We start from the raw sequence: 15286 nt of genomic DNA, 5'->3' as shown, positions 1-15286 counted from the left end.
CCTTTACTTAATCTTCCCGCCCACTGTGTAGGTGATGGAAATGGAGACAAACCCGAAGGGTTCATCCAGCTGGGCGTTGCGCAGTTTCAGCTGAAAGAGCTGGATCTTCCGCTCTTTTACTCCCGTGGCCAGCACATTGGGCACCTGGATGGTGCGAAAGGAGAAGCGGCCAAAGTCCATCTTCTCCCAGTCAAAGAGGTCGATGTTTTCCTCCATGGCCAGCTGCTCCACATCCTCGTCGGTGTTGTAGTAGATTTCGATCCCGCTGCGCTGGTAGGGCAGCGGGGCCACGTGGACATTGCGCACCGTCTTATAGCGCGTCCAGGTGCCGAAGTGCAGGTAGGGGGTCACCCAGTAGGCCTCGATGGGGGCCCCGTCGTCCCGGTAGGCCCCTTCCTCCTCCGGCCGGCAGAAACGGCAGACCCGCCCGTCCGCTGTGCCGAAGTAGAGGGCCCCTTCCTGCTCCAAAAAGCAGGTGGCGGAAATGTTGTCCCAGAAATACCACTCATACTGCACAGAGGAATTTTCCCGGTAGGTCTGGCGGCTGTCCGCCACGTAGCAGTGGCCGTTCACCGCCAGGTAGTACCGCCCCTGAAAGACGCAAGCCACCGCATTTTCCAGCCCACTCTCCCCCAGCAATCGGTTGTCGATTCGCCGGGAGCGGTGCTGCAAGGCTCGGTGTTGGGTGACCGCCGTCCCGGCCACCGCGTACACCCCGTCACGCGATAGGAAAAGAGGGGTGTCCTCCAGCACCCGAAAGGTACCGGAAGCCACCGCGCCGGTCCCTGCCGCCCCCTGCTGGAGAGGGAAGAGAGGGTTCCCTTCCCCGTCCAGTTCAAAGGTGCGCAAAAACTGGGTGGCGTCTTGGTCGTTGTCCTCCTTTAGGATGATCTGGGTCTCGTACTGCCGGGCATAGCCCATGATGGCGCTGCCGTCGCTCCCCACCTTTGTGTAACCGGTGTCGGGAAAATAGGTCGCATCGTAGAGGCCAGACTGCCAGTCCACGTTTCGCTTTTCCGGGTTCCCGGCCAGAAATACTCGGGTGTCGTTTTTTCCGCCGTATACCCCGAAAATCCGGCAATGGTCAACCTGTTGCCGGTGGTCAGGGACGGTCTTGTGGTAGGTAATAACCACGTTGTCGACGTTCTGCACCGCCTTGGGGGGCGCTGCTTTGAAGGTGATTTTCCCCGCGGCCCGGTCCACCGTGAAGTCGGTCCCCTCTGTCTTGGCAGCCCCCGCCACCGTAGCCGTCACCGCCGAGGCGTCCAGCCCATTGGTGCTCAGCTGAAAGGCAGTGGCCGACCCATCGGCCTGAAAGCTCTCCTTCCGGCCCGGAGTCAGCAGGTTCACCGCCTCAAAATCAGTCCCACCGCCCGCCGGGGGCGCGCCGATGCGCACCGTCGGCAGATAGGCCACCTCGGCCACCGGGCGGACGGTCGTGCCGTCAAATTGGCGGTAGGTGGTTCCGTCCAATAGGTAGAGGCAGTCCCCCATGACAAAGCTCTGGGAGGGAGCTGCGCCCATGCCGTCGCAGAGCTTGCTCAAAGTCCCACTCTCCTCCAGACGATAGAGGGAAGTCCCGATATGGGCCAGCACCCACTCGCCATTGGTGTTTGTCAGCCGGTGCAACCCCCATACCCGCCCGCTCCCCTGCGCCACCCGCTTATAGCCGGTACGCTTGACTGGGAAAAACGCCTGGTCGGCGATCATGTTCAGCGCGTCGGGGGAGCGACTGGGGTCCACCTGGGTACTGTCAGCCGAGAAGTCCACTCCTCTGAACTGCTGGATTACCACCGGGTCAGGCTGTTTGGAGACGGGAATCTGATAGCGGCTCACTCTCTACCACCCCCATACCAATCCACAACCTCTTCAAAGTCGGCCGGGCTGTACTTGGCCAGGGCGGTGTCGAACATGGCGTTGAAGAAATTGGCCTTGCCGGTGTCGTCATCCAAAATCAGCATCCCTGCCAGACCGTATGGGAAGCACTCGGTCAGCAGGTCCATTTGGTAGGGCAGCTCCTCCCCCTCGGTTTCGACTTTTGGCGGGGCAGCCAGGGGAGGATGCCCCCTGGCCCGCCGCAGGGCCTGTTCCGCCGGGTAGGCGGTGGCCAGCAGCAGGTTGACCAGGGGCACCAGCTTGTCCCGGTAGCCCTTGGCCCGGTCGCGGCTCTCGGCCATCAGCGCCAGGGCGGCGCCGTAGAGGTCGTCGGCGGTCATCCTAGGCCACCAGCTCGGCCAAGTCGCTGGGGAACTTGCCGTCAGCATAGGCCACGGCCTTGACGGTAGTGCCCCCATTGATGGCCCCCAGGGCGGTGCTGTAAGTCTCTGCAGTCTTGGAGTAACGGGGATCGGTGCCGTCGGTGGTGTAGAGGATTTTCCCCGCCCCGTCGCAGGTGATGGCGCCGGAAGACTTGGTGATGGTCACCGCACCTAGCTTCTTGGCACTGTCCACCGCCACATAGGTGGAACCGCTCAAAATGCCCAAAACAAAAGCGTCGTAGATATTGCGCCCCTCCAACAGGTGGCCGGAGATCCCCGGAGGGTCCAGGTGCAGGTGGGTATCGTGGAGTTTGGCCGGCTCCAGCACCGCTTTCTTGTGCCAGAGGTAGAAGTACACCCCGGCGGGGAAGTATTTGGAAGGCACCTTGATGACGGTGTTCCCATCCAGTTCCCCTACCTCGCCCTTAGCGACGGACTTTTTGCCCAGTTCGCCAATGGAGATAAATTCATTCGACCCCTTGATCAGCCGATACATCTCGGGGGTAACAAAGAGCACCCGCCCCTCGTCCGGGGTGATGCTCTCGTCCAGATATTCGCCGGCGGCTGCCACAGCATCCACGATGGTGGCCTTGGTGGGTTTGGTGATCCCCGCCACCTTGCCGGCCTGCTGGGCAACTACCGCAAAGGCCCTCTTGTCCACATTGGGGGTAGCCTGTTCGTCCAGCTGCAGCCGCAGCATCTTGCCGGCGTTCTTGATCCCCATCTGCTCGGAGTTGTTCCCCTTGTCCACGGTGAGGGAGAAGCCCTCATCCACAGTGAGGGCCAGCTCCTGGACGGTGTCCTGCATCTCCTGGGGCTCGCCGTATCGGTTGGTGCCGCTGCGTTTGTAGGCGGCCATGGGCACGGTCTGGGGGGTCGCCACCTGCAGGGTCTTGACGCCGGTCCAGCTGTACTCGTTGTTGGTGTGTGCTCTCACATAACTGCCATGGGTGAAGGCAGTCGCGATTTTATCCGAAAATTTGGTTGCCAAATTGATAGCCATTGCTTTCTCTCCTTTTCTAGTTCAAAAATCCCTGGAGGAAGGGGTCTACCTCGTCCTGACCCGCTTCTCCTGCCAGGCTGCCGACGGCCGCCTGCTTGTTCTTCTCGTTTTGTTCCAGGGCGGCGAGTTTTGCCTTGAGTTGCTGGTTCTCATGTGCCTGGTAAGCGCCCAGAAGGCTTTCTCCCTGCCCTACCCGCTGCCACACCTCGTCTGGGATGTCAGCCGGGTTCACGTCTGGATACGACTCAAAAAACCTGTGGTACTCTTCCTTCTTTTTCTCCTCTTCCTCCTTCTTTCGATTCTCTTCTTCCTGCCGCTCTTTGAACTGCTTGAGTTCCAGAAGGGTCTTGGCGGTCTGCTCGTCCACCCCCTGGGCGGTGTACTGGGCCAGCTGATCCTGCTCCATCTGGTCGCGCAGGGTCTGGATGTACTCCTCCCGGGTCTGGCCGGAACGGGCGGCAAAGTAGTCCATGACCTCCCAGGCAGGGGCTTGACGCAACTCGTCCCGCTCCTGTCGAACGTGGTCGTAGTCCATCCCCTTCTGTGCCAGGGCCACCGCCTCGGACAATGGGATCTCCTGCGCCTGCCCCAGGTGGGTGATGGTGACCGTCTGCTCTGCGGGAGCTGCCTCCGGCTCTACCGGCTGCTCTCCTTCTCCCAGCGCATCCGGCGCCTGCCCATTCTCAACTTCCACGGGCTCCTCAATGGCGTCGGTCGCAAAGGCGTCTCCCCAGTCGTCGGTCTGTTCCTCCGCGGCAGCAGACTCCCCCTCTGCCTCTCCTTCAGCAAAGAATTGCAGCGGCAGTTTCAGAATTTCATTCATTTTTGTATCCTCCTCTATTCCGCTGTTGGTGTCCCAGCGGATTGAAAAAGGGCTGCCTCTCCCGCGTTGGTTTCTCGCGGTAAAGCGCCCTCGTTTCCCGTCATTCCGGCAAGCGGTCCAGCCATCGCCAGCGCCGCTTCCCGCTCTTTTTTCACCGAAGCGATCAGCCCGGCCTTGTTCTTGATGTACCCATCAGGGATGCTCTCCAAATAGATCACTGGGTCGGTGATGATCCCCCGCTCAAAGAGGTTGTCGATGGTCTGCACCTGCATCAGCTCCGACCAGTAGGTCGAAGCCCCCACATCCATGTTGAGCTGCAGGCACATCTCCCCCAAAATGGAGAAGTCAAACTCCAACTCCTGCTTCTCCCCCTCGCTGTCCAGGTAGACCACCCTGCGGGTGCCGTAGTTGACCCGCATCATGTCCAAGAAGATGCGGATGGTGTCCTCCACAAACTGGTAGAAGGCCATCCTCTGCAGCTCCAACGGCACCGACGAGGCCTTCTGCACCGCAATGATGGCCGAGGTGTTGTCCGGCTTCACGTTGCCCAGGGCCGCATCAGAGGCCCCCATCAGGTCTTTGGTGTAGGTGATCACCTTGTCGATGAGGGTCATCACCTGTGCCGGCATATCCACCGAAGCGGTCTTTGCCGTCACTGCATCGGTGAGGTTGCCGTTGGCCGCCACCGCCACCCCCACTCGGTTGTCCCACCCATTTGGGAAAGCCGCCCGGGAGTAGACGATTTTGGGAAAGGCCATCCGCTTGGCGTGTTCCATGCACATGGCCATCAGTTTGTTGATGAAGATCTGGTTGGGGATCAGCCCCGAAATGGCTGCCCGCCCATGGCAGGAATCCTTTACCGATTGCCAACTCATCCCCGCCAGGGGATAGAGGGTGAGGCCAGTGTCAAAGGGGGCCTTCAGGACTGTGGTCTTGGTGCAGCGGGTACAGTGGACGTGGGTCTCCCCGCCGGACTGCACCTTCCAGAACTTGGTCAGCACCGTCACCCGCTCTTCGTCCTCTTCCTCCCGCTCCGGCCGGTCGTCCCCATCAGGGACAATGGCCGCTGCCGTCTTCTCGTCCGGCGCCAGGCGGCGGGCACTTTCCAGCAGCAGCCGGGAGGCCACCACCACCCAGGGCTGGGACTGAACGTCCGCCCGCTGGGTGTTGCCAAAATAGAGGTTGGTGTTCTCGATGACCTCGGTTTTGATTCGCCCCTGTGCCTCCTGGCCGGTCTTTTCAGAGGGGTCAAACCAGGCGTAGAGGTAGCCATCCCCGTCCACCGCCGCATTGCGGACGATGAGCCGGTTCTTCGCCTTGGTGCTGTCCTGCTCCATGATTTGGTCAAATTGCTGGCTCACCACATCCAGGGCGATCTGCTCCCCTTCGTCCGGCTTGCCGTCGAACAGGCTCACCTGGGCCGCCACATCGTCCGAGACAATGGTGGAGAGGAAGTAGGAGAGCACCCGCCCCAGCACATTGAAGACCGGCTTGTCCAGGTCAGGCGCGTTCACCCCCTCCCACTGCTTGCCCAGGTAGAAGTTCTCGTTCTGCTGCACCGTCTCATAGAGACCGATGCGGCTCTTGTAGTCGATGCCCTTCTGGTACTCCTGGAAGATTTCCTCAGGCCGTGTTGCAATCACTCTTCACTTCCCCCTTCCATGGGTTGGGGGCTGCCGTCATAGTTCCATAGGTTTTCCCACTGCTTATCAAGCTCCTCTTTGGCGGCGCTGGACACCCGCTCTCCCCTCTCGTCCCGGCGCTGTTGCAGCCAGAGACAGGTCGCCCCCACGCCCGCCGCCACACAGAGCATCAGCGCGCACAGGCAGAGCAGGAGCAGGGCTGCCGCCATCAATCCTTCGGTCATCTCTCAACCTCCATACTGTAAAAAATCGTTGATCTGATCATCAAATGGCAGGTCGTCCTCATCCCGCACAATCGGAACTTGTGCCGGCACCGGACGACCGGCCACAAAGTAGCGGATGGCGTCCGGGGCATGGGTGATCTCGTGGGGCTGGTTGGCCACGTCGTTGGGCTTTCGCTCATCAAACTGCAACAAGGGGATACAGCGAATAAGATTCTTGCAGCTGCGAAAGACCGTCAAGGCCGCCCAGCGGGTCTCTTCTCCTCGGGGCTTGAGCCACTCCTTCATGTCCAGCCAGCCAGTCACCCGGTCATTCTGCGCCCTGGTGAGGGAGATGCCGTGCTCGGCAAAAATCTCTGCCACGCTCTTGCCGGTGTCCTGACGGCGGTTCCACATGTCCGGCGGGGCCAGCCAACTTTCGACAGACTCTCCCTCGGCGGCTTCCAAAATAGCCCGCGCCGCCTCGCTGATGATGAGGTCAGGCTGGTAGACTTCCCGGTAGACCCAGGCCCGGCCCCCCTCGTCCAGGGCGATGAAGTAGCCCGCCAGCATGTCCAGCCCGTAGTCCATGGCGAAGTACCGCCGCCAGTGCCCCGGAATGGGGAAGGGCTCGCAGACGTGGGTCTCCTCCCGCCACTCCGTGAAGAACTGCCCGGCAAAGACGTTCCAGTCCCCTTCCAGCCAGGCCCGACGCAGGTCTTCCGGCAGGTTTTCCAGCATGGCCACATAGCCCGGGTCCTGCCCCATGAGCGCCTGGTTGTCATAAACCCGGGCAGGGATGAAGGTGTAGTCCTCGCCCTTTTCCGAGCCACGGTAGTCCCGGTCGATGAACAGCCGCTTCACCCACTCATGGCCCACCCCTCCCGGGTTGCAGGTCAGGTACATCCGCTTGGGGAAAGGATTGGCCCCGCGGATGCAGGCAGTGAGGGTGTTGAACTGGTATTCGGTGAACTGGGTGGCCTCGTCCAGGAAAATCACGTCGTACTCCTGTCCCTGGTACTGAAGCACGTCCCGCTCACTGTCGCAGTAGCCGAATTTCAGCCGGCTTCCGTTGGCAAATGAAAAGGCCTTGTCCACCTCTTTGTAGGTGGCAAGACCTTTCAGCTCCCCCTGAAGGGGAAGGATGTGATTCTCTTTTAGTTCTGGGAAGGTCCGCCGCAGCAGCAGCATCCGGATTCCCGGGTAGTTGGCGCCCATGAGCAGGGCCTTCTTTCGCACCGCCCAGCTCTTCCCTCCACCCCGTGCACCGCCATAGGCCACAAAGCGACTCTTGGCAAAAAAGAACTCTTTCTGCCTGGGGTTGGGCGGCTCGATAAACTTACTGGGCAAAGTCTTTCAGCTCCTCTGACAGGGAAAGGGTCACTTGGCTGTCCATGCTCCCCTCGACCTTTTGGGCCGGGTTCTCCCCAATGGTGTCCCGGATAGCGGTAAAGGCGGCGATGTCCCCCTTCATGGCCTTGCAGATGAGGGCCATGGCCATGGCGTCCTGGGCGGTGATCTCTCCCATGTCCTGCGCCAAAGCTGCAATCTCTTCTGTCCCCTCCAAATCGACCGACTGGGGTAGGAGGCTGGAAAACACCTGCTTGAAGGTCCTCTTTCGCCGCCTGGCTTCTCCAGAGGCCCTCCCCGCTTTGCGTGCGTTCGCACGGCGTTCTTCCGGGGTTCTATTCTCGTTTGACACCAAATTCTGCACATTTATCATATATGTTCCCCTCTAGCTTAGACGTCCAATATCAATAGAAATGGATTTAATTTTATTTTCTCTAAGTATATTTTGTATATAGTCTTTTATTAGTTCTTCTGTCATATCATTATCCGTTGCCTTGACTAACAACAAAACTGTGTTTTCTTCAAAATTATGCTCTTCAACGACAATGCTACATCCATTATTTTCAACACCAATAATCTTGGTAAATAACGATACAGCCAGTTTGGTAGAGATGATTTTATCAAAAACGCAGGTAATATACCATTCGTTTCTACCCAGCCGAGAATTATTGGACTTCCTCACATTATTTGACATTTGTAAAGACCGGACAGTAGTGTCAAGATCATTAAGTTTTTTTATAATATATGCAAGCGGTTCTTCTTCTTTTTTGTTTTCTCCAATTTTTTCTATTATTTTCTTACCTGCTAATATATCTCTCAGAAACTCATAAATCGGACTTTCCTGTTTGTCTGAGTTATAATCAATTTTCTCAACCATTTGTTGAATATCTTTTGATAATTTAATAACGCCAGAAGCATCGTTTTCATAAAAAACAGTTCGTTCTGCCGCAATATCAAAAGGAAGCGAAGTCTCGTTTTCTGCAATAATAATACATGGTTTCCCTAAACAATGCCGAAATGCTAATTCATACATCACATTAGGATTTTTAGTCGTTAAATTTGCAATTACTAAATCACTCTCATAAATTTCTTGAATGACTTGCTTTGTTATAGAACCACTTTGTGATATACGATGGGCAACTGTACAATTATAGTCTTTTTGAAGCGCAGGAATAACAGAAGCATCTATTATACCATCAATATGTCTTCTTATGGGGCTTCCTTCTTCACCTATAGGGGTAATAATAAAGCATTTTCTTTTTTGATCGACTTCTGACATTTTTGCCACCTCACGACATTTTCTTTTATGATACTGCGAGATGGGAAATATTACAACAAAAAGCGCCACGATTAACGGCGCTTTTCATATTATTTCATTTTAAATATTATCACAGATTAATGTGGCCTAGTGTGGCCAATTTCCCAATTGCCTTTTTATGTAGCCGCAAAATCCATCGGTAATTGTATGAGAGAGCCACTGCGATTTCCTCCCAGCTCCTTCCCCCAAGATACCGCATCTCCATCAGCGCCTCCAAGGTACAGTCTTCCAAACTGGAGATGGCCGCCTGAATCTCCTTGCGGATGTCAACCATCTCATCAATTTCTCGATTGAGCTCCTCCTCAATGGCAATGATCCGCTCTACCGTCTCTTCCAGGCGGTTTCCTTCTTCGCCGCCCTTTGGCCCGTCTGAAAAAGAAGAGGTCACCTTCTCGGATCGACTGCGCCATTGGGATAGTTCTTCGCATTTTTGGTCTACCCGCTTCCCCAGTTTTCGATAGCGGGAAAGCCAAAGTACCTTCTCTCGATTTTCATCGGTCATTCCTCGCACTCCTCGTCCATCTTGGCCCCGCAGTTGGGGCAGTAGCGTGTCCGCCATGCGGCGTCCTTGGTCACGACGCACAGCCCACCGCAGTTAGTACAATGGTCTCCATCCCACCGCCCATGCGGTTGCAGGTCTTTGGGGTCGATGGTGGGGCAATTATCAAGTAGAGCATCAATCGCCAACCGGTGTACTGGATTAGGCCAGCACTCTGCCGCAAAGCGCTTTGCTTCGTCTGCATCAATCGGTCTCATGGTCTACCTCTTCCATCCTCGCCCCGCAGTTGGGGCAGCACATGCTCCGCCACTCGTCCGGCTTGTACCTGTCACAGTGAGAGCATACCAGCCCGCCAGTGGGGTGCTCAATCCAATGGCCGTGCGGTTGTAGGTCTTTGGGGTCGATGGCGGGGGCGTCCTCAATCTCTTGCGCAATCTCGTACATCATCAGCTTGGAATACGACCAGCTTGCTTGCTCCATAGACTTATTCCCGTATTTTACTGCGTCGGATAGGCGGTGTTCTCCCCACCGGAACAGTTTGTCCGCGTCAATCGGTCTCATAGTCTTCCTCCTCTCTCGGTATCCACCCGCTGCAAAATCCTGACAAAGAGACTGGCTCGCACATTAGCTCACAGTCATACAGGAGCTCCCCGCAAATCGTCTCCGCTGCATACTCTGCCTCTCTTCGTCCGCACGTCTCACACCGGCCAATCAGCGGGGCTTGACGGGTGTTCCAAGTGGCGAGGGCCCGCTGATTGTCGTTGTATATCCGGCTCCCCACACAATTGTTCAAGCAGCACACCGACCATCTGCCACTCAATTGTTTTAATTTTGCCTCTCCGCCACAGCATGGGCACGGCAGCACAATCCCCTGTCTGGTGCACTTCTCCTGCGCCTCCTGGTCGCCCAGCAGGGCGCGGCGTACTAGGTCAGTCATTTTCAATCCTCCTCGAAGTGGCAGGCGGTCACTGCCGCCGGGAAGTCCTCTATCTCGCTTGCCCACCGGGCTGTACCCGCTCCGCTGATGGTCTCCCAGACCAGGGGAAACCCGCCGATGCCGTCAAACAGGCTGCCCAGGGTGGCGCCGGGCTGGAGACAGTCGGCGACGCCTTGCAGGACATACTCGGCGCACGGCAGGGCGATGGAGTTGCCCAGGGCCTTGTAGCGGGCGGTGTCTGTGGCTTTGCGGGCGCGCCCCTTGCTGTCGATGTAGTCGGGGATGTCTGTCCATCCGTCCGGGTAGCCTTGTAGGCGCTCGCATTCCAACGGGGTGAGCTTGCGGGCAGTGCCGGGCGGGGCAATAACACAAGGATAACCTTGTCCCGGGATACCTCCGCCAGTTGACAACGCCCCCGCCACCCTCATCTCCCTGACTTCCCCTTGCTGATTTTGGGCCATGGCCACCACCGCGTGTCGGTCGATGGTGTTGATGGTGTAGCTTATCCCCTCCAGGATGCCCGCCCCGTTTTGGGCGGCGCGGCGGTCAACGGTGTTGCCCTGGAGGCAGTAGGCCACGGTGGGGGCCTGGTTGGTCCCGCTGGAGGCCGCGCGGAGGGTAGGGCTTACCTCCTCCTGGTAGCCAATGCTGCCGGCGGTCGAGGATTGGCCGGCGGAAAACGCGCAGCACACAGCTTGCCCGTTCCCCCGCTTCTCTCTCGCGGATAGTGTAGGCCACACCCCATGGTCCGAATATATGCGCCTTGCTTGCGACTCCCACGGCGTCAAGCAATCCACTCCATCAACTGGTCGTAGTGGTCGGCCTGCCAGCGCAGCACTTCCTCCAGCATTGACGGCAGCGGCTTGCCCCGGCGCTCGGCCCGCGCCAAAACGCCGCGGCAGGCGCGAGCGGTCAAATAGTATTTCGAGGGCACGGTGTCCGCCAAAATCTGCGACAAGGTAGATTCGACGACGGCGCCGGGGCACTCCCCAGTATTGCGCATCCAGTATTCGCCAGGCAATCGAGTAACCGTCTCCCACAATCTCTCCTGCGGTAAGCCATCGCCCCGAAGGTCTAGGGATAGATACGGTTTCTCCCGCAACGGCGGCAAGGGCCTGGAGCACCGCGCCGAAGTCCTCTCCTCCGGCGCTTGATAAGGCTCCTGGAACGTTTTCCCAAATAGCGAAAGTTGGACGCTCATTGTTTGTTGCCTCCCTCATCTCTTTGATGATTCTCGCGGCCTCAAAAAACAGGCCGCTGCGCTCCCCGTCAAGACCCGCTTGCTTGCCGGCGATAGACAGATCTTGGCATGGGCTCCCGAACGTGATGACGTCCACCGGCTCGATCTCTGCGCCATTGATGCGCGTCACGTCTCCTAGTTGGCGCATACCCACACCCCCTTGTGTTGCACTCCCCAGGCCACTGCCTCCTGGTGGCTCTCTACCGCAAGGTCAATCTTGCGTCCCTTGATTGCCCCGCCGGTGTCCTGTACCACCCTCCCCCCGATGCCGTCTATGTAGACCCGCGTCCCCAGTGGCAGCACGGCAGGGTCGGCGGCCACAGTCACCCCCGGCGTCACTGGCTCCCCGCTGGCGGTGGTGGGGTTGCCCCCGCAGATGTGGGGGTACTGCTCGGCGCAGTAGGCGACAATGGTATACTCCCCCAGGTAGGTCACTTGGGTGACAGCCTCTGCGGCTGGTGACGGCGCATGGGGGCGGGTGACCACCGGGTGTTGGATGGTGAGCAAGGCCAGCAGCATAATCAGGTATTGGGCTGCCTCTCTCACAACGCCCACCCGTCTAGCAGTACGACCTCTTCCTCCAGCTCGGCCCAGCGGATTGGCAAGTCTACCACATAGATCCCATCATCTGTCTTGTCCAGCTCATTCTTTTCGAGTGCGCGCCGAAACCTCACCTCGGCTCCTGCTGGCATGTTGTCAAGCTCGTTCATCAATTCATAGACTTTCATTTTTTGCCCTCCATGATCTCAATCTCCGTCCTTGGATTATCCTTGTCCTTCCGCGCCTCTAGCCGCAGGGAGACACAAAAAAAGCTGTCGTCCTCCAACACCCCGCAGCGCACCAACCCGTCCAGAATCATCTTGCCGCTGTAATTGTCCGGGTCTCTCCTTCGAGCATCCGGGAAGTAATAGCGAATGGTGACCACCGCCCGGTAAATCGGCTTCTGCGGGCGTGGACGGCAGTGCAGCGCAATCAGGTCGGCCCACCGTCTCTTTTCTGCCTGATACCTCCACCGCGCGTCCCGCCCTATGTAGCGGTTATTGCTGGGCGGTATCTCAGGGATTGTGTAGACCATCGTCTTCTCCTTTCGGTCGCGGGAGACGCGGCAGCCGATATGAGGATTCCCTCTCCGCATCCAGCGCTGCGGCGTCAAAGCTCGGCTCAAAACCTCCTGTTGGTCGAGAGGCAACGACATCCTCCCACCGCCTGTCCTCCAAGTACCTGACAGGGCCAGGAATATACTTGCCGCCCTCCTTCATCCAATCGGGAGATTTTACTGCCTTTCCAACCGCAGCAATTATCTTCTTCCCCAGCTCTTCATCAGGGGCAAGGGCCATCCAGGCCCGTGCTGCTCCTGCCTTATTCTGCTTCCTGGGGTACATCTCCCAAAATCGTTCAAACTGCTGCATTATCTCCTGTGCGCAATCTTCTTTTCTTTCTTTTTCTTTTGTTTTCTTTTGTCGCATTCCTGTTGCAACAATCGGCATTTCTGCTGCAATAACTCCCGTTTCTGCTGCAATAACTCCGTTTTGTGGTGCAGGAAATACAAGTCGTTGGCCTTTTTCGTCCAGCAACCAGTATTTTTCGCGTGAAAACTGTCTGCGGGTTGCAACCGTGGCGTAAGCGCGCTGAACCCCGGCAGAGGTGATAATACCCTGTGACAAGAGGGCCTTGTCGAAAAGCCCTATATCCGCGCAGTAGTCTATCACTTGCCCGACAGTCTCTTTTTTGGCCCATCTACCGCCGATCACCCTACATATTTTCAGCGAGATTTTTTTGACATCTGCCTCTAAATAGTAGCCTGATTTGTAGATGGCACAGAGCATCACTTCGTAGACCGTTACCCCGAGAGGGCCCCATTCTTCAAGCAAATCCATAATTTTGAGGTCGTCGTAAAAGTCTACATCCTTAGAGTAATATTGCAGGCCGGGTTTCGGTGGCCTGCCCATGGGCTAAAACGGGAGGTCGCCGGGGACGTCCTCAAAACTCCCAGTGGAGAAAATCGGCGTTTTCGGCACATCTACCTCCGGCCCAGAGGATTTGCTCTCGCAAAAATGTACGTTGGCGGCCAAAATCTCAAAGGCAGTGCGGTTATTGCCGTCGCGGTCTTGGTATTTGCGGGCCTGAATTGACCCGTCCACGGCAATCATGTTTCCCTTCCTGAAGTAGCGGCAGACAAATTCGGCGGTCTTGCGCCACGCCACCACGTTGATGAAGTCGGTCTCGCGCTCCTGTCCTTGCTTGACGAAGGAGCGGGCCACCGCCACTGTGAAGCTGGTGACGGGGTTGCCGGACTGGGTCTGGCGAAGCTCCGGGTCGGCTGTCAAGCGCCCCATAATTGCGGCTATATTAAGCATCTTATACCCTCCTTACAGGTAGTTCCGGCCAAATTCTCGGCGGAAATCGTCTATTGTCTTGCCCTGCTCCTTCATCCATTTTCGCTGTCCATATTGGTGGAGGGCGAGGGCTGTCTGTGCATTGTGGTGAGCACCCATCGGCGGCTCATTGTGGCACCAGTGGCACAGACCAACCACGAGGCTGTACCGCTCACTTTTCCGGCGGTTGGAGCCCCCAAAGATGTGGTGCCGCTCTAGGGGGAGCCAGCGGTGGCAGATTGGACACTCTCCCATCATCTGCCCCACTCCTCTCGCATCAACGCCAGCTGCTCCGGTGTCGCTGTCTCTATCCCCAGCTCCTTGGCCTCCTCGATTACATCATCCAGGAGGCGGGACATCTCCGCCGCGCTGTAAGTGCTTGACCCCCAGTAGGCCAATACCTCAACCCAGCCGTCCAGGCCCGCGTCTGCGGTCTCGACTACCCAGCCAATACCACGAGACCGCCAGCGGTGGCACCATTCTGCGGCGGCGTCCTCCCGCATCGGGATAACATCAACCACCCCCACCCGCTTGATGGCGGCGCAGTAGACCTCCTCCTTGGTGGAGCGGATGGCCTTGGCGATCTGGTCGCATAGCGCCCACAAGTAGGCGTTGGCGTCCAGCGATCGCTTGCGCCGTTTGGGGCCGAGGACGGCGGTACAGTCGCCAGACATCTGGTCTATCCACCGCCGGGCTGCCGGGGCATTGTCAATTTTGAGCATCAGCCAGTCTCCGTCTGGGCCGCGCCAACACTGGGCGGCTGAAAAATCAAGCTCCAGCCGCTGCATCGGGCTTGCGCTCCAGGCGCTGCATCACACCCACGTACTGGGCCAGGGTGATGTCTTTGATGCTGTTGACGGGGGTCTCTGACCGGCCGGACAACCAGTCGAGCATCCCCTCCACTGTCCAGCCGGTGCGCTTGATTTCGCCGAGGAGGGACGCCTGCTTGATCTCGTCGATTTTGGACGCATTGGCTTTCTTCTCCTCCTCTTTGGCGGCCTTCTGGGCGTCCTCCGGCAAATCCTCCCCGGCGTATATGTAGAGCCCCAGGCCGTGCCGGGCAAGCGCCTTGGTAAGACTGCGCTGGATGGCCTTGTTGACGTCGAAAGAGGTGACATTTTCGGCCAGGATGGACTTGTTGCGGTTGTCCATGACCGGCAGGTATTCGATGTGCTCAATCCCTGCTACGGTGACGCCGGTCTTGACCCAGCAGGTGCGCCCGTCGGTGTGGTAGTTCCAGCCGTCGGCGTTCTCGTAGATTCGGTACTGCGCGTCCGGGTGGAGCTTTTTCACCTCTCCCCAGGCCCACGCCCAGGAGAGATAAGATAGCCCGTTTTTCTTCTCGATTTTGTCGCCCACGTTCAGGGCGTTCAGTTCTGCGAAATAGTTCTCCATCAATCATTCAACCCCCTGTATTCCAGGTCTTTTTTGGCCTCCAAATACTCAAAAAAATAGTCATTGCCAAGACAATATGTTTGGGCCGCCTTGGGCCAGTCGAACCGCGTCTTCCGGAGGGTATCGGCTCCCAGTTCTCCGGAATCAAGGAGGAAGTCCAGGAAGTTATGCCACTCGTCACGGTTTTCGCTCACAAAGGCGGTCATATCCTCAAACTCCGCGTCCTCTGTGATGCTCTCGTGGAG

The 15286-nt window shown here is 57.8% G+C and carries 20 protein-coding genes and 2 pseudogenes; all 22 read right to left on the bottom strand.

Annotated features, from left to right (window positions below; genetic code table 11):
• Positions 1-3 precede the first annotated feature (3 nt).
• The 22 genes and pseudogenes from KQI11_RS07645 to KQI11_RS07550 all read right to left on the bottom strand — a co-directional run bounded on the left by KQI11_RS07645 (position 4) and on the right by KQI11_RS07550 (position 15247).
• Positions 4-1836, bottom strand: coding sequence for a hypothetical protein (locus KQI11_RS07645; protein ID WP_216401694.1), 1833 nt, complete (start codon positions 1834-1836; stop codon positions 4-6).
• Entirely contained in the window at positions 1833-2216 is a 384-nt protein-coding gene (locus KQI11_RS07640; RefSeq protein WP_216401693.1) for a hypothetical protein, read from the bottom strand. The genes KQI11_RS07645 and KQI11_RS07640 overlap by 4 nt, the downstream gene beginning before the upstream one ends.
• Before the next feature lies 1 nt (position 2217).
• Positions 2218-3261 (bottom strand): FN3 associated domain-containing protein, encoded by a 1044-nt coding sequence (locus tag KQI11_RS07635; RefSeq protein ID WP_208076094.1) that lies wholly within the window; start codon positions 3259-3261, stop codon positions 2218-2220.
• A gap of 16 nt (positions 3262-3277) precedes the next feature.
• Entirely contained in the window at positions 3278-4084 is an 807-nt protein-coding gene (locus KQI11_RS07630) for a hypothetical protein (RefSeq protein WP_216401692.1), read from the bottom strand.
• Positions 4085-4098: 14 nt separating this feature from the next.
• A complete protein-coding gene (locus KQI11_RS07625) occupies positions 4099-5727 on the bottom strand; it encodes a portal protein (protein ID WP_216401691.1) in 1629 nt (542 codons plus the stop codon).
• A complete protein-coding gene (locus KQI11_RS07620) occupies positions 5724-5951 on the bottom strand; it encodes a hypothetical protein (RefSeq protein ID WP_208076091.1) in 228 nt (75 codons plus the stop codon). Before KQI11_RS07620 ends, KQI11_RS07625 begins: the two co-directional genes overlap by 4 nt.
• A 3-nt stretch (positions 5952-5954) precedes the next feature.
• Positions 5955-7277: a phage terminase large subunit gene (locus KQI11_RS07615; protein ID WP_216401690.1), complete on the bottom strand. Its 1323-nt coding sequence runs from the start codon at positions 7275-7277 to the stop codon at positions 5955-5957.
• Positions 7267-7527 carry a hypothetical protein gene (locus tag KQI11_RS07610; RefSeq protein ID WP_216401689.1) on the bottom strand — a complete coding sequence of 87 codons (261 nt, stop codon included), beginning with the start codon at positions 7525-7527 and terminating at the stop codon, positions 7267-7269. Before KQI11_RS07610 ends, KQI11_RS07615 begins: the two co-directional genes overlap by 11 nt.
• A gap of 135 nt (positions 7528-7662) precedes the next feature.
• Positions 7663-8556 (bottom strand): hypothetical protein, encoded by an 894-nt coding sequence (locus KQI11_RS07605; RefSeq protein ID WP_216401688.1) that lies wholly within the window; start codon positions 8554-8556, stop codon positions 7663-7665.
• Positions 8557-8665: 109 nt separating this feature from the next.
• Positions 8666-9097, bottom strand: coding sequence for a DUF1492 domain-containing protein (locus KQI11_RS07600; RefSeq protein WP_216401687.1), 432 nt, complete (start codon positions 9095-9097; stop codon positions 8666-8668).
• A gap of 240 nt (positions 9098-9337) precedes the next feature.
• Positions 9338-9655 (bottom strand): hydrogenase maturation nickel metallochaperone HypA, encoded by a 318-nt coding sequence (locus tag KQI11_RS07595; protein ID WP_216401686.1) that lies wholly within the window; start codon positions 9653-9655, stop codon positions 9338-9340.
• Between the two features lie 378 nt (positions 9656-10033).
• Positions 10034-10447: pseudogene (locus tag KQI11_RS13565) on the bottom strand (DNA cytosine methyltransferase); the annotation flags it as partial.
• 368 nt (positions 10448-10815) lie between these two features.
• Positions 10816-11034, bottom strand: a complete 219-nt coding sequence (locus tag KQI11_RS13270; RefSeq protein WP_286172649.1) for a hypothetical protein — start codon at positions 11032-11034, stop codon at positions 10816-10818.
• Positions 11035-11197: 163 nt separating this feature from the next.
• A pseudogene (locus KQI11_RS13265) lies at positions 11198-11419 on the bottom strand (DNA cytosine methyltransferase); the annotation flags it as partial.
• Positions 11407-11817: a 3D domain-containing protein gene (locus KQI11_RS07585; protein WP_216401684.1), complete on the bottom strand. Its 411-nt coding sequence runs from the start codon at positions 11815-11817 to the stop codon at positions 11407-11409. The gene KQI11_RS07585 and the pseudogene KQI11_RS13265, both read right to left, overlap by 13 nt.
• A complete protein-coding gene (locus KQI11_RS07580) occupies positions 11814-11999 on the bottom strand; it encodes a hypothetical protein (protein WP_216401683.1) in 186 nt (61 codons plus the stop codon). Before KQI11_RS07580 ends, KQI11_RS07585 begins: the two co-directional genes overlap by 4 nt.
• Complete coding sequence (locus KQI11_RS07575) at positions 11996-12346, bottom strand: RusA family crossover junction endodeoxyribonuclease (RefSeq protein WP_216401682.1); 351 nt, start codon at positions 12344-12346, stop codon at positions 11996-11998. The genes KQI11_RS07580 and KQI11_RS07575 overlap by 4 nt, the downstream gene beginning before the upstream one ends.
• On the bottom strand, positions 12327-13220 hold the full coding sequence (locus KQI11_RS07570) for a DUF4373 domain-containing protein (RefSeq protein WP_216401681.1): 894 nt from the start codon (positions 13218-13220) through the stop codon (positions 12327-12329). Before KQI11_RS07570 ends, KQI11_RS07575 begins: the two co-directional genes overlap by 20 nt.
• Positions 13221-13223: 3 nt before the next feature.
• The gene (locus KQI11_RS07565; protein WP_216401680.1) at positions 13224-13628 is read right to left on the bottom strand and encodes a single-stranded DNA-binding protein; all 405 of its coding nucleotides are present in this window, start codon (positions 13626-13628) and stop codon (positions 13224-13226) included.
• Positions 13629-13900: 272 nt separating this feature from the next.
• On the bottom strand, positions 13901-14368 hold the full coding sequence (locus KQI11_RS07560) for a hypothetical protein (protein WP_216401679.1): 468 nt from the start codon (positions 14366-14368) through the stop codon (positions 13901-13903).
• Between the two features lie 46 nt (positions 14369-14414).
• Positions 14415-15041 carry a Sak single strand annealing protein gene (locus KQI11_RS07555; RefSeq protein WP_216401678.1) on the bottom strand — a complete coding sequence of 209 codons (627 nt, stop codon included), beginning with the start codon at positions 15039-15041 and terminating at the stop codon, positions 14415-14417.
• A complete protein-coding gene (locus tag KQI11_RS07550; protein ID WP_216401677.1) occupies positions 15041-15247 on the bottom strand; it encodes a hypothetical protein in 207 nt (68 codons plus the stop codon). The genes KQI11_RS07555 and KQI11_RS07550 overlap by 1 nt, the downstream gene beginning before the upstream one ends.
• Positions 15248-15286: the final 39 nt, after the last annotated feature.

Source organism: Acetanaerobacterium sp. MSJ-12, from assembly GCF_018917875.1.
Lineage (GTDB): Bacteria > Bacillota > Clostridia > Oscillospirales > Ruminococcaceae > Bittarella > Bittarella massiliensis.
This window is presented reverse-complemented; position numbering and strand designations above follow the sequence as displayed.

Excerpts from the sequence above, each read along its gene's own strand:
- KQI11_RS07600 (WP_216401687.1), bottom strand. The coding sequence starts at position 9,097 with ATGACCGATGAAAATCGAGAGAAGGTACTTTGGCTTTCCCGCTATCGA.
- KQI11_RS07555 (WP_216401678.1), bottom strand. The coding sequence starts at position 15,041 with ATGGAGAACTATTTCGCAGAACTGAACGCCCTGAACGTGGGCGACAAA.
- KQI11_RS07570 (WP_216401681.1), bottom strand. The coding sequence starts at position 13,220 with ATGGGCAGGCCACCGAAACCCGGCCTGCAATATTACTCTAAGGATGTA.
- KQI11_RS07620 (WP_208076091.1), bottom strand. The coding sequence starts at position 5,951 with ATGACCGAAGGATTGATGGCGGCAGCCCTGCTCCTGCTCTGCCTGTGC.
- KQI11_RS07560 (WP_216401679.1), bottom strand. The coding sequence starts at position 14,368 with ATGCTCAAAATTGACAATGCCCCGGCAGCCCGGCGGTGGATAGACCAG.
- KQI11_RS07595 (WP_216401686.1), bottom strand. The coding sequence starts at position 9,655 with ATGAGACCGATTGACGCGGACAAACTGTTCCGGTGGGGAGAACACCGC.
- KQI11_RS07630 (WP_216401692.1), bottom strand. The coding sequence starts at position 4,084 with ATGAATGAAATTCTGAAACTGCCGCTGCAATTCTTTGCTGAAGGAGAG.
- KQI11_RS13270 (WP_286172649.1), bottom strand. The coding sequence starts at position 11,034 with ATGCGCAATACTGGGGAGTGCCCCGGCGCCGTCGTCGAATCTACCTTG.
- KQI11_RS07605 (WP_216401688.1), bottom strand. The coding sequence starts at position 8,556 with ATGTCAGAAGTCGATCAAAAAAGAAAATGCTTTATTATTACCCCTATA.
- KQI11_RS07575 (WP_216401682.1), bottom strand. The coding sequence starts at position 12,346 with ATGGTCTACACAATCCCTGAGATACCGCCCAGCAATAACCGCTACATA.
- KQI11_RS07580 (WP_216401683.1), bottom strand. The coding sequence starts at position 11,999 with ATGAAAGTCTATGAATTGATGAACGAGCTTGACAACATGCCAGCAGGA.
- KQI11_RS07565 (WP_216401680.1), bottom strand. The coding sequence starts at position 13,628 with ATGCTTAATATAGCCGCAATTATGGGGCGCTTGACAGCCGACCCGGAG.
- KQI11_RS07640 (WP_216401693.1), bottom strand. The coding sequence starts at position 2,216 with ATGACCGCCGACGACCTCTACGGCGCCGCCCTGGCGCTGATGGCCGAG.
- KQI11_RS07550 (WP_216401677.1), bottom strand. The coding sequence starts at position 15,247 with ATGACCGCCTTTGTGAGCGAAAACCGTGACGAGTGGCATAACTTCCTG.
- KQI11_RS07635 (WP_208076094.1), bottom strand. The coding sequence starts at position 3,261 with ATGGCTATCAATTTGGCAACCAAATTTTCGGATAAAATCGCGACTGCC.